This is a genomic window from Streptomyces lasiicapitis, assembly GCF_014646335.1.
In the GTDB taxonomy this organism is placed as follows: Bacteria; Actinomycetota; Actinomycetes; order Streptomycetales; family Streptomycetaceae; genus Streptomyces; species Streptomyces lasiicapitis.
This window is the reverse complement of record NZ_BMNG01000004.1, coordinates 507,973-520,301: the sequence shown is the minus strand read 5'-3', so window position 1 is coordinate 520,301 and position 12,329 is coordinate 507,973. Positions and strand designations below refer to the sequence as shown.

Genomic DNA, 12,329 nt, shown 5'->3' with positions numbered 1-12,329 from the left:
CGGCCCCTCCCCTGCACCACCCCGTCTCAGCCCTGCATCGTCTCGCGAAGTGCCACCGTCACACAGCCCGCGTCAGAGGCTTTTCCCTGGACTTGGCCGGTGCCGCGCGGGACGCCCTCGTCTCCGACGACAACCGGCTGTGGGGCCGGCGCCGACGCACCCACAGCAGGAGCGCGTCAAGTGCGGTGGCTGCGGCGAAGACCACTGCCAGGGCGATGACGAAGAGGACGGCGAACAGCCTCCAGAACTCCGGGGTCAATGACGTACCCACGATGCTCCCCTTCCTTTCGCCTGTTTTCCCTGCCTTCATCGAACATCGCCGCGCGGCCGCCGCGCAGATGCCACAGGGCTCGCCGTACGTACCGGACCGGCCCGACTGCCGGGGCCGGGTGGCCCCTGGTGTGCGGTGGGGCACCGCATCACTCTCAAAGGTGCCGGGCCGGTACGCCCACCGAGCCGCGAGGCGCAGCCACACGGACGTCGTCCGGCAGGCCCGGCCGGTCCGGCACTCCTGCCGCTGCCGGGTGACATCTGTCGGCGCCGTGGCGAGCCCGTATCGTGGAAGGAGCGACGGTTCCTCTCTGCGCCGCCCCGGCGCGAGCCTGTGAGGGAGCCACCATGCCTGATGACAAAACCGTCGAGCGGTTGGTCGCCGATGCGACGACCGCACCGTCGATGCACAACGCGCAGCCCTGGCGGTTCCGCTTCCTGCGCGACAGCGGCACCCTCGAACTGCGCGCCGACCCGGCGCGTGCCATGCCCGCTTCCGATCCGTCGCACCGTGCCCTGCACATCGGCTGCGGAGCCGCCCTGTTCAATCTGCGCGTCGCGGCGGCGCATGCGGGCCGACTGCGGCAGGTGCGTCTGCTGCCCGACCACGCCGATCCGGGGCTGCTCGCCCTCATCAGTCTGTCCGACGGCCCTCCGGAGAAGACCGACGCCGACCTGGAACGGCTGTATCCGGCGGTCCACCGCAGACACACCAGCCGCTATCCCTTCTCCGAGCAGGGGCTCTCGGACGCTCAGCGGGCCTTGCTGACCGACGCCGCCGACCGCGAGGGCGCCGTTCTGCTGTTCCCCGCCACCTGGCATCTGGAGCTGCTGCTGGACCTCGTCGAGGACGCCGAGGGGCGTGACGGCGTCGAGCCGGCCCGCGATCAGGACCTCGCCCGATGGGCACGGCTCGGTGCGGCCGAGGCCGACACGGCCACCGAAGGCGTCCCCGAGTACGCCTTCGGCCCGCACAAGCGGGGCGGCCGCGCCCCGGTGCGCGACTTCGCCGGCCGTCGGCCCGTCTCCGACCGCGGGACGACCGCCTTCGAGTCCCACCCGAACCTGGCCCTGCTCGGCACCGCGGACGACCGGCCCGCCGACTGGCTGTGCGCCGGCCAGGCCATGGAACGCGTCCTCCTGCAGGCCACGCTCGACGGCCTGGCCACTTCCCTCACGTCGCATGCCCTGGAGTGGTCGGACCTGCGCGAGCTCGTGCGGGATCCGACATCGGCCGTGGGCTTCGTGCAGATGGTGCTGCGCATCGGTCACGGACCGCACGGGCCGACGACCCATCGTCGCCCGGTGCGCGAGGTCCTGGAGTTCGGGTAGGGCCGGTCGGCCCCTGCCGGGACCCGGTCGGCCCTTCCACCTCAGTCGTCCCACACACGACGCTGAAATCGAATCCAGGTGCGAATCGAGGCCGTGAAGCATCAGAGGGAGGGCACTCGCCCGCCCTCGGCGATTCCGGCCCTGACCAGGAGGTACGCATCATGTCCCGCACTGTCGTCGCCGGTTTCGACGGCTCGCCCGAGAGCCGTGCCGCCGCCGAGTGGGCGGCCCGCGAGGCGGAACTGCTCGGCACGGAGCTGAAGCTGGTCAGCGTCTGGCAGCCCGTTCCGCTGGCATACGCGCCGTTCCTCGGTGCCGAGAGCCAGCAGTCTGAGACGGTGCGGGTGCCCCACGAAGCGGCCGACGGCCTCAGGTTGCGCCACCCCGGCGTGTCCGTGAGCGTGGCTCAGCTCAGCGGGCGGCCCAGTGAGGTGCTGGCCACCGCGGCGGACGGCAGCGAGCTGTTGGTTCTTGGGTCGCGCGGGCTGAGCGGTCTCGGCGGCTTCCTGGTCGGATCCGTGGGGCAGGCCGTGGTGGCCCACGCCCGAGGCCCGGTGGTCCTCGTCCGGGCCGGAGAACAGGCTGCGGACGAGCACGAGCAGGATCCGTCCGGAATCCCGTCCGCCGCGACGTCGTATCGGCCCGTCGTCTTGGGGCTCGACGCCGACAGCCCCGACGCGTCGGTGATCGAGTTCGCCTTCGAGGCCGCGGCACGCCGTGACACGGCCCTGCGCGTCGTCCACTCCTGGCCGCTGCCTCCGTACTTCGCCTACGGCCTCCCCGCGGACCCCGAACTCAACGCACGGCTGGCCAAGGACGACGCGGCCGCACTGACCGAGGTCCTCGGCTCTTGGCGGCAGAAGTTCCCGTCCGTCGAGGTGCGGGCGGAATCCCGCCCCGGCAGGCCTGCCGACCACCTCTCCGCCGCCTCCAAGGAAGCTTCGCTCGTGGTCGTCGGGCGCCGAATCCGCAGCTCGCCGGTCGGTCCCCGCATCGGGCCGGTCACGCACGCGGTGCTCCACCACGCGGCCGCCCCGGTCGCCGTCGTCCCGCACGACTGACCCGAAGAGGACGGGTGAGAGAGATGCCGAGCATGGAACTGCCCGTGGTCGTCGGCGTCGACGGCTCCGCTGCGAGCTTGCGGGCCGTGGACTGGGCGTCGGACGAGGCAGCCCTGCGCGGCGTGCCGTTGCGGCTGGTGTACGCCTCGTTGTGGGAGCGCTATGAGGGGCCCGCGCTGGCGGAGGTGTTGGGCAAGCCCTCGGAGCAGGTACGAGCGGACACGATCGTCGACTCCGCCGCCATCCGGGCAGGGCGCCGCAATCCGGACCTCAAGGTCTCCCCCGAAGTACTGCGCGCCGATGCCGTGAGCGCCCTCGTCCGCGAGGCCCGCAACGCGTCCATGGTCGTCGTCGCGTCCCGCGGCCGCAGCGGCGTCGCCGAGCTGCTGCTCGGCTCGGTCAGTCTGGCGGTCGCGGCCCGGGCCTCCTGCCCCGTGATCGTGCTGCGCGACGGCCTTGGGCAGCGGGCCAGGACCAGGGCCGAGCAGCGGATCGTACTCGGGGTCGGCGACGAACCGGACTCGGTGGCGGTGCCCTTCGCGTTTCAGGAGGCCGCCGACCGCCACGCCGCACTGCACGCCGTACGAGCGTGGCGCTGTCCCGCGCACGACTCCGCCGATCCCCCGCTCAGCGCCGCGGAAGCCGCCCGCGACCACGAGCAACGCGCCACGGACCTCCTGAATCGAGCCCTGCGGGACGCCGCGGCGGAGCACCCCTCCGTCCGGGTGCGCCCCCGGATCGTCGAGGGGGTGGCGCGCACGGCGCTGGTGGAGGCTTCGCACACCGCCGACCTCCTCGTCGTGGGCGCCCGCCGTCACCGCGGGCACCTCGGTCTCCAGCTCGGCCGGGTGACGCACGCGGTGCTCCACCACTCCGCGTGCCCTGTCGCCGTCGTCCCGCAGCGGACGTGACGCCGGTGCCCCGCTCAGAGCCCGGCCGCGTGGTCGGGAACATATGTCTGCAGGTCACGAGGGGGGCGCACATAGCCGGTCGACGGCGGGCGCGGCGGCAACTCCAGCACTGGGGGCGGCACTTCGTGATAGGGCACGGACCCCAGCAGGTGGGCGATCATGTTCAGCCGGGCGCGGCGTTTATCGTCGCTCTCCACCACGTACCACGGTGCCTCCGCGGTGTCGGTGTGCACCAGCATGTCGTCCTTCGCCCGCGAGTACGCCTCCCACCGGGTGAGGGACTCCAGGTCCATCGGCGAGAGCTTCCAGCGCCGCACCGGGTCCTCAAGGCGCCGCCGGAACCGCTCCTGCTGCACCGCGTCGCTCACCGAGAACCAGTACTTGCGCACCAGGATCCCCTCCTCCACCAGCATCCGCTCGAAGACCGGGCACTGCCGGAGGAAGAGCCGGTACTCCTCCTTCGAGCAGAAACCCATCACGTGCTCGACGCCTGCGCGGTTGTACCAGCTCCGGTCGAACAGCGCGATTTCCCCTGCCGCGGGCAAGTGCGCGATGTAACGCTGGAAGTACCACTGGGTGCGTTCGCGCTCCGTGGGCTTGGGGAGAGCCACGATCCGCGCCACCCGGGGGTTGAGATGCTCCGCGACCCGCTTCACGGTGCCGCCCTTGCCCGCCGCGTCCCGTCCCTCGAACACGACGACGAGCCGGGTGCCCTCGGCACGCACCCATTCCTGCAGTCTCACCAGCTCCGTCTGCAGCCGCAGCAGCTCGCGCTCGTACATGCCACGCGGCAGCGACGCGGGGCTCTTCTTCTTTCCGGCCATGCCGCCTCCTTCGCTCATCGAATGCTCCTCGACCCATCCAACGACGTTCACGAGGTTCTTCATGTCCAACGCCAGGCAAGAGCACCCGGACAGCAGCACGACGTTGACCGACGGGGAACTGCGCACGCTGGACGCCCACTGGCGGGCCGCCAACTACTTGGCGGTCGGCCAGATCTACCTGCTGGCCAATCCCCTGCTCACCGAGCCGCTGCGGCCCGAGCACGTCAAGCCGCGGCTGCTCGGGCACTGGGGCACATCGCCCGGACTCAATCTGGTCCACACGCACCTCAACCGCGTGATCAAGGAGCGCCACCAGGACGCCCTGTGCATCTGGGGACCCGGTCACGGCGGGCCCGCCGTTCTCGCCAACTCCTGGCTCGAAGGCAGCTACAGCCAGACGTACCCCGATGTGACCCGGGACGCGGTGGGCATGGAGCGGCTGTTCCGCCAGTTCTCCTTCCCGGGCGGGGTGCCGAGCCACGTCGCCCCGGAGACCCCGGGCTCCATCCATGAGGGCGGCGAGCTCGGCTACGCCCTGTCCCACGCCTACGGCGCCGCGCTCGACAACCCGCGCCTGCTGGTCACCTGCGTGATCGGCGACGGCGAGGCGGAGACGGGACCGCTGGCCGCCTCCTGGCACTCCAACAAGTTCCTCGACCCCGTGCACGACGGCGCGGTCCTGCCGATCCTGCACCTCAACGGCTACAAGATCGCCAACCCCGCGGTGCTCTCCCGGATCCCGGAGGCCGAACTCGACGAACTGCTGAGGGGATACGGCCACGCCCCGCTCCACGTCACGGGCCACGATCCGCTCCAGGTCCACCAGGACATGGCCCAGGCCATGGACACCGCCCTGGACCGCATCACCGAGATCCAGCGCGTGGCACGCCAGGAGGGTGGGATCGACCGGCCGCTGTGGCCCGTGATCGTGCTGCGCACCCCCAAGGGATGGACCGGGCCCGCCGAGGTCGACGGGCTGCCGGTGGAGGGCACGTGGCGCGCCCACCAGGTCCCCCTGGCCGGCGTCCGCGACAACGGGGAGCACCTGCGGCAGCTGGAGGAGTGGATGCGGTCGTACCGGCCCGAGGAACTCTTCGACGAGCGGGGGCGACCGCGGGAGCAGGTTCTGGCCCACATCCCCGACGGCGAGAGGCGCCTCGGCTCCACCCCGCACGCCAACGGCGGCCTGCTGCTGCGGGAGCTGCCGATGCCGCCCCTGGAGAAGTACGCCGTCGCCGTGGACAAGCCCGGCGCGACCGTGCACGAGCCCACCCGTGTCCTCGGCGACCTGCTCGAATACGTCATGTCGGCGACGAGCGAGCGGCGCGACTTCCGCATCGTCGGCCCCGACGAGACCGCCTCCAATCGCCTCCAGGCGGTCTACGCTGCCAGCGGCAAGGCCTGGCAGGCCGAGATGCTGCATGTGGACGAGCACCTCGACCGGCACGGCCGGGTCATGGAGATCCTCTCCGAGCACACGTGTCAGGGCTGGCTCGAGGGCTATCTCCTCACCGGCCGCCACGGCCTGTTCTCCTGCTACGAGGCGTTCGTGCACATCGTCGACTCGATGGTCAACCAGCACATCAAGTGGCTGCGAGTCACCCGTCGCCTGCCGTGGCGCGCGCCCATCGCCTCGCTCAACTACCTGCTGACCTCGCACGTCTGGCGCCAGGACCACAACGGCTTCTCGCACCAGGACCCCGGCTTCGTCGACCACGTGCTCAACAAGAGCCCCGAGGTCGTGCGCGTCTATCTCCCGCCGGACACCAACACCCTGCTGTCCGTGGCCGACCACACCCTGCGCAGCCGCGACTACGTCAATGTGATCGTCGCGGGCAAACAGCCCTGCTTCGACTGGCTGACCCTGGACCAGGCGCGTGCCCACTGCGCCCGCGGCGCGGGGATCTGGACCTGGGCCGGTACCGAGGACAGCTCACGGGAGCCGGACGTGGTGCTCGCCGGCGCGGGCGACGTGCCCACCCAGGAAGTGCTGGCCGCGGCGCAGTTGCTCCGCCACCATCTGCCGGAGCTGGCGGTGCGGGTCGTCAACGTCGTCGACCTGGCTCGCCTGCTGCCCGCCGAGGAACATCCGCACGGCATGCCCGCCGCCCAGTACGACGCCCTGTTCACCCAGGACAGGCCGGTCATCTTCGCCTACCACGGCTATCCGTGGCTGATCCACCGGCTCGCCTACCGCCGCACCGGCCACCACAATCTGCACGTGCGCGGCTACAAGGAGATCGGCACCACGACGACGCCCTTCGACATGGTGGTCCGCAACGACCTGGACCGCTACCGCCTGGTCATGGACGTCATCGACCGTGTCCCGGGCCTCGCCGTGCGCGCCGCCGACGTGCGACAGTCGATGGAGGACACCCGGCTGCGCCACCACGCCTGGATCCGCGAACACGGCACCGATCTCCCGGAGGTCGCAGACTGGACCTGGACCGCCTGACGTGCCCCGGCCCGCACAGGAGCGCATCTCCGTGGACGCGTGCGCCGGCCCCGGCGGCCGCCGATGAGCTCCGGTCCCGTCCGGGCCGCCGTCCCCCGCGCGCTGCGGGGCACGGCGGCCGTGGTCCTCGACACCGACGGCGTCATCACCGACTCGGCGCGGGTGCACGCCGTCGCGTGGAAGGCGGCCTTCGACGCCCACCTGCGCGTCCGGCAGGTCCACCAGCGCCCCTTCGACGCCCATGACGACTACCTGCGGTACGTCGACGGCAAGTCACGTCTCGACGGGGCACGGGCCTTCCTGGAGTCGCGCAACCTCGACCCCGCCGAGGACGACGTGCGGGCCGTCGCCGCGCACAAAGAGCAGCTCTTCACCGAGCGGCTGCGCCGACACGGCATCGACGCCTACCCCGGCACGGTCCGGCTGCTGCGCGTCCTGCGGTCGGCGGGGATCCCCCGGGCCGCTGCGTCCGCGTCCCGGCACGCCCCCGAACTCCTCGACCACGCGGGGGTACGGGACCTCTTCGACACCCTGGTCGACGGTGCCGAGGCCGCCCGCCTGCACCTGCCCGGCAAACCCGAGCCCGCCCTGTTCCTGGAGGCCGCCCGCCGCCTGGGCGTCCCCGCCGCCCGCACCGCCGTCGTCGAGGACGCCCTCGCGGGCGTGGAGGCAGGGCGGCGCGGCGGCTTCGGCCTGGTCGTCGGCGTGGACCGGGCCGACACCCCGCAGACCCGCGCCGCACTCCTGGAACACGGCGCCGACCTCGTGGTGAACGACCTCGGCGACCTGCTCGCATCGGAGGACTGAGCATGCCCGACGAGACCCGCTCGACCGGCGACCCCGACCCCACCGGCTGGACCTGGGAGTACGAGGGCTACGACCCCGCACAAGAACGGCTCCGCGAGTCCCTGTGCACCCTCGGCAACGGCTATTTCGCCACCCGCGGCGCCGCCCCCGAGTGCGCCGCCGGCCCCGTCCACTACCCCGGCACGTACGCCGCGGGCTGCTACAACCGGCTGACATCCCACGTGGCCGGGCGCTCGATCCAGAACGAGGACATGGTCAACCTGCCCAACTGGCTGCCGCTGCGCTTCCGCACCGGCGCGGGCGAGTGGCTGTCCCCGGACACGCACAAACTCCTCGACCACCACCAGAGCCTCGACCTGCGCTCCGGCACCCTCACCCGCACCCTGCGCTACGAGGACGACGGCGGCCGCCGTCTCGCCGTGCGTCAACTGCGCCTCGTGCACATGGCAGATCCTCATCTGGCGCTGCTGCGCACCGAGTTCACCGCGGAGGGCTGGTCCGGGGAACTTGACGTCGAAGCGGCGCTCGACGGGACCGTCACCAACGCCGGCGTCGAACGCTACCGGCAACTGGCCGCACGCCACCTCACCCACGCCCACACCGGCGCCTCGGACGACAGGACCACGGTGTGGCTGCGCTGCCGCACCACGACCTCCGACATCCGCGTCGCCCTGGCCGCCCGGACCACCGCCGACGCCCCGACAAGGATCTCCGTCGCACACGACGACGGGCGGGCCGTGCAGCTGTTGCGGCTCTCGCTCACCGACGGCCGGACCGTGGCCGTCGACAAGACCGTCGCGCTGCACACCTCGCGCGACCCTGCCATCAGTGACCCGCTGCACGCTGCCGTCGACCGGGTACGCCGCGCGCCCGATGCCACCGCCCTGATCGCCTCGCACCGCACCGCCTGGCGGCAGTTGTGGCGCAACGCGGAGCTGGACGTCCCCCACAGCGCGGGGCCGGTGCTGCGACTGCACCTCTTCCACGTGCTGCAGACCCTCTCCCCGCACACGGCCGACCTGGACGTCGGCGTGCCGGCCCGGGGCCTGCACGGCGAGGCCTACCGGGGCCATGTCTTCTGGGACGAGCTGTTCGTCCTGCCCTACCTCAACCTGCACTTCCCCGGGGTCTCGCGAGCCCTGCTCACCTACCGCCACCGGCGCCTGGAGCAAGCCTGCTTCGCCGCCCGTGACGCCGGGCACAGCGGCGCCATGTACCCGTGGCAGAGCGGCAGCGACGGCCGCGAGGAGACCCAGGAGCTGCACCTCAACCCGCGCTCGGGCCGCTGGCTGCCCGACCACTCCCGCCTCCAGCACCACGTCGGCTCGGCCGTCGCGTACAACGTGTGGCAGTACTGCGAGGCGAGCGGCGACAGCGAGTTCCTACACACCAAGGGCGCCGAGATGCTGGCGCAGATCGCCCGGTTCTGGGCCGGGCTCGCCACGTACGACGAGACGCTCGGCCGCTACCGGATCCGCGGTGTGGTCGGCCCCGACGAGTACCACGAGGCCTATCCGGGGTCCTCGCAGCCGGGCCTGGACGACAACGCGTACACGAACGTCACCGCCGCCTGGGTGCTGGCCCGGGCCCTCGACGTGGTCCGCGGTCTGCCCGAACCGCGGCGCCGGGACCTCGGTGAGCGCATCGGCCTCGCCTCCGGCGAGCTCGACGCCTGGGAGGACGTGTCACGGAAACTCCACGTGCCGTTCCACTCCGGTGTCATCAGCCAGTTCGAGGGGTACGGCGAGCTGGCCGAGCTCGACTGGGCGTCGTACCGCGCGCGTTATGGCGACATCCGGCGCCTCGACCGGATCCTGGAAGCCGAGAACGACAGCGTCAACCACTACCAGGCGTCCAAACAGGCCGACGTGCTAATGCTCGGCTACCTCTTCGGACTGGCCGAACTCAAGGGGCTTTTCCAGCGGTTGGGATACGCGCTCGACGACGCCACATGGCGGCGCACCGTCGACCACTACCTGGCCCGCACCAGCCACGGGTCCACCCTCAGCAGCCTCGTGCACGGCTGGGTCCTGGCCCGCGCCCGGCGCTCCGACACCTGGACCTACGTCCAGGAGGCCCTGGCCGGGGACATCGCCGACCTGCAGGGCGGCACCACCGGCGAGGGGATCCACCTCGGCGCCATGGCCGGCACCCTCGATCTGGTCCAGCGCGGGCTGACCGGCTTGGAGACCCGCGACGGGGCCCTGCGCCTCGACCCCGTACCGCTGCCGGAGCTGTCCGAGTACGGCTTCGCGATCCGCTACCGGGGGCACTGGGGTGTGCGGCTGCGGCTGAGCGCGGGAAGGCTGCGGGTCACCGTGCCGGAGTCCGACCGGGAGCCGATCGACATCTCGCTCGCCGACCGGACCGTGCCCGTGGAGCCCGGGGAGTCCTGCACGCTCGTCCTCACCGACCGGGAAAAGGCGCGGACGGATTGAATCCGTCCACGCCTGCCCCGGGCCGCGACCGCTGGGTCAGCGAAGCCAGCCGTTCTTCCGGACGAAGGGCAGCCTGGACCACAGCCGACCGGCACCCAGGGTGTCACCCGCGGAGGCCGCCGCGAGGGCGATCAGCGCCACGGTGTAGATGACGTGGTACTCCACCAAGGGGTTCGTGGACATACTCGCGCCGCCGTCGGAGAGGTGCTTGGCGGGCGGCCATTCGGCCATCCACATCAGGGCCATCATGATCGTGCCTGCCAGCGCGGCGAGCCGCAGGGCGATGCCGCTGACCAGGGCGACTCCGATGCCGAGCAGGCCAATCATGAACAGCCAGTCGGCCCAGCCGTCACCGGCCCAGGAGTGGAAGGTGGACTCCATCGGACCGGCTGCAACACCGCTCAGAAACCCCTTGGTCGGCGAACCGCCGTCGATCCACCCCCTGCCTGAAGGGGTGGCGTAGCCGAAGCCGAAGGCCTTGTCGAGGAACGCCCACAGGAAGACGAACCCGGTCAGCAGGCGCAGCGAGGCGAAGGCGTAGTTCCGCGCGGTGTGCGTGTCGGCGCGGTGCGTCACCGCGGGCTCGGACGAGTCGCGCGCGGTCCTGCGCAACGACGGCAGGTGGAATCCCGGGCTGCGGTGCGGGTGGTCGTGCACGGCCATGGTGATGCCCTTCCGGTGAGCGGTGCTCTCGGTGCCTGACATCACTCACTCTTCTCCCCCGGGACAGTGTCCGCCGGATGCCGAAGGTCCGTCACTGTGGTTCCGGCCGGTCCCTGCGTGCGGGACCGACCGGACCCGTGAGGAAGGGCCGCATGGCCGGGCCCGCGCGAACCGGAAGGCAGGTCACAGCACGTCCGACGACGGTGCCGCTCGGCGCCTCGGTACCGAACGGCCCGCAACGGAGCCATTGGGCCCTTGGGCTGCGGGGCGGCACGGGAACATCATGGAAGTGGCGAGTGCGCACACCCCTTCTGGAGGCACGCCATGAACCAGTCCCCCATGCCGAGCACGCTCAAGACGCTGCCCCCGGCGGACCAGCGGCAGCTGATGGACATCGCCCGCGAGTCGTCGTTCCCGCAGGGCGCCCGACTCTTCGAGGAGGGCGGGCACGCCGACCGGTTCTGGATCATCCGTACCGGTACGGTCGCGCTGGATCTGCACGTTCCGGGCCGTCGCGCGGCCGTCATCGAGACCCTGGGCCACGGCCGGCTCATCGGCTGGTCCTGGCTGTTCGCCCCGCATGTCTGGCACCTGGGCGGCGAGGCTACGGCGCCCGTACGGGCCTATGAGTTCGACGCCTCCGTCGTGCGGGCGATGTGCCAGGAGGATGCCGCGTTCGGCCGGCACGTCGCCGAGTGGGTGGGTGGCGTCGTCGCCCACCGGCTGCACTCGACACGCACGCGGCTCCTTGACCTGTACGCCCCGTACGGCAGCGGCAGCGCCCTGTGACCCCCTGCACTCCGGACTCCACACAGGAGTGACCGCCATGCACGGAACCCCGCACATCGTGGGCGACGTCATGACGCGATCCGCCGTCACCGTGCGCCGCGCGACGTCCTTCACGGACATCGTTCGCATCATGCGGGACCAGCACGTGAGCGCCCTACCTGTGCTGGGCGGCGGCCGCCGCGTCACCGGAATCGTGTCCGCGACCGACCTCCTGCCCAAGCACGCGTTCCGCGAGAGCCCGCCCAACCACAGCGAGCGGCTGCGGCGGCTCGCCGACACCACCAAGGCCGACGGCACGACCGCCGGGGACCTGATGACCTCGCCCGCCATCACCGCGGGCCCCGACACGACGCTGGCCGAAGCTGCGCGGACCATGACGCAGGCAAGGGTCAAGCACCTTCCGGTCGTCGACGGACAAGGCTTCCTGGTGGGCATCGTGAGCCGCGCGGATCTGCTAAAGGTGTTCCTGCGGGACGACGAGGAGATCGCGGAGGAAGTCCGCCGCGAGGTGGTGTCCTACCTCTTCCCCGGCCCCCGCTCATCCGTATGGGTCGAGGTGCACGGCGGGATCGTGACGGTCAGAGGACGCGTCGGGGATCCGGACCTGATTCCGGCGGCCGCCCGTCTTGCTCGGGCGGTGGAGGGTGTCGTGGACGTGGAGTTCGCGCCCACCGAGGATGGTGGGACCGGTCGGCCCTAGTGCGCCGAAGGCCGGGCGGGTGATGATCGTCGCGACGGACAGCCCGCAGTCCGTCGTTCTCCGGGGAAGAAGGGTCGAC

Annotated in this window: 11 protein-coding genes; 8 read left to right on the top strand and 3 right to left on the bottom strand. The window is 71.6% G+C overall.

Going from position 1 to position 12,329, the window contains the following annotated elements; all coding sequences use genetic code 11:
* Positions 1–58 precede the first annotated feature (58 nt).
* Positions 59–271 carry a hypothetical protein gene (locus IEY91_RS11010; RefSeq protein ID WP_189173780.1) on the bottom strand — a complete coding sequence of 71 codons (213 nt, stop codon included), beginning with the start codon at positions 269–271 and terminating at the stop codon, positions 59–61.
* Between the two features lie 347 nt (positions 272–618).
* Between IEY91_RS11010 and IEY91_RS11005 the strand changes: the two genes are divergently transcribed.
* The 3 genes from IEY91_RS11005 (at position 619) to IEY91_RS10995 (ending at position 3,574) form a co-directional block, all read left to right on the top strand.
* Positions 619–1,602, top strand: coding sequence for an Acg family FMN-binding oxidoreductase (locus IEY91_RS11005; RefSeq protein ID WP_164326995.1), 984 nt, complete (start codon positions 619–621; stop codon positions 1,600–1,602).
* A gap of 161 nt (positions 1,603–1,763) precedes the next feature.
* Positions 1,764–2,663 (top strand): universal stress protein, encoded by a 900-nt coding sequence (locus IEY91_RS11000; protein WP_164326994.1) that lies wholly within the window; start codon positions 1,764–1,766, stop codon positions 2,661–2,663.
* A 23-nt stretch (positions 2,664–2,686) separates the two neighbouring features.
* Positions 2,687–3,574, top strand: a complete 888-nt coding sequence (locus tag IEY91_RS10995; RefSeq protein ID WP_189173779.1) for a universal stress protein — start codon at positions 2,687–2,689, stop codon at positions 3,572–3,574.
* 14 nt (positions 3,575–3,588) lie between these two features.
* On the opposite strand, the gene ppk2 is transcribed toward IEY91_RS10995, so the two are convergent.
* Complete coding sequence (ppk2, locus tag IEY91_RS10990; protein WP_189173885.1) at positions 3,589–4,398, bottom strand: polyphosphate kinase 2; 810 nt, start codon at positions 4,396–4,398, stop codon at positions 3,589–3,591.
* A gap of 61 nt (positions 4,399–4,459) precedes the next feature.
* On the opposite strand from ppk2, the gene IEY91_RS10985 reads away from it, so the two are divergent.
* The 3 genes from IEY91_RS10985 (at position 4,460) to IEY91_RS10975 (ending at position 10,098) form a co-directional block, all read left to right on the top strand.
* A complete protein-coding gene (locus IEY91_RS10985) occupies positions 4,460–6,853 on the top strand; it encodes a phosphoketolase family protein (protein WP_164326993.1) in 2,394 nt (797 codons plus the stop codon).
* Between the two features lie 63 nt (positions 6,854–6,916).
* Positions 6,917–7,660: an HAD family hydrolase gene (locus IEY91_RS10980; protein ID WP_189173778.1), complete on the top strand. Its 744-nt coding sequence runs from the start codon at positions 6,917–6,919 to the stop codon at positions 7,658–7,660.
* A 2-nt stretch (positions 7,661–7,662) separates the two neighbouring features.
* Entirely contained in the window at positions 7,663–10,098 is a 2,436-nt protein-coding gene (locus tag IEY91_RS10975) for a glycoside hydrolase family 65 protein (RefSeq protein WP_164326991.1), read from the top strand.
* 36 nt (positions 10,099–10,134) lie between these two features.
* On the opposite strand, the gene IEY91_RS10970 is transcribed toward IEY91_RS10975, so the two are convergent.
* Positions 10,135–10,761, bottom strand: a complete 627-nt coding sequence (locus IEY91_RS10970; RefSeq protein ID WP_164328787.1) for a DoxX family membrane protein — start codon at positions 10,759–10,761, stop codon at positions 10,135–10,137.
* Positions 10,762–11,085: 324 nt separating this feature from the next.
* Between IEY91_RS10970 and IEY91_RS10965 the strand changes: the two genes are divergently transcribed.
* Together IEY91_RS10965 and IEY91_RS10960 are read left to right on the top strand one after the other, a co-directional pair.
* A complete protein-coding gene (locus IEY91_RS10965) occupies positions 11,086–11,550 on the top strand; it encodes a cyclic nucleotide-binding domain-containing protein (RefSeq protein WP_164326990.1) in 465 nt (154 codons plus the stop codon).
* Between the two features lie 37 nt (positions 11,551–11,587).
* Positions 11,588–12,250 (top strand): CBS domain-containing protein, encoded by a 663-nt coding sequence (locus IEY91_RS10960; RefSeq protein ID WP_164326989.1) that lies wholly within the window; start codon positions 11,588–11,590, stop codon positions 12,248–12,250.
* Positions 12,251–12,329 lie beyond the last annotated feature (79 nt).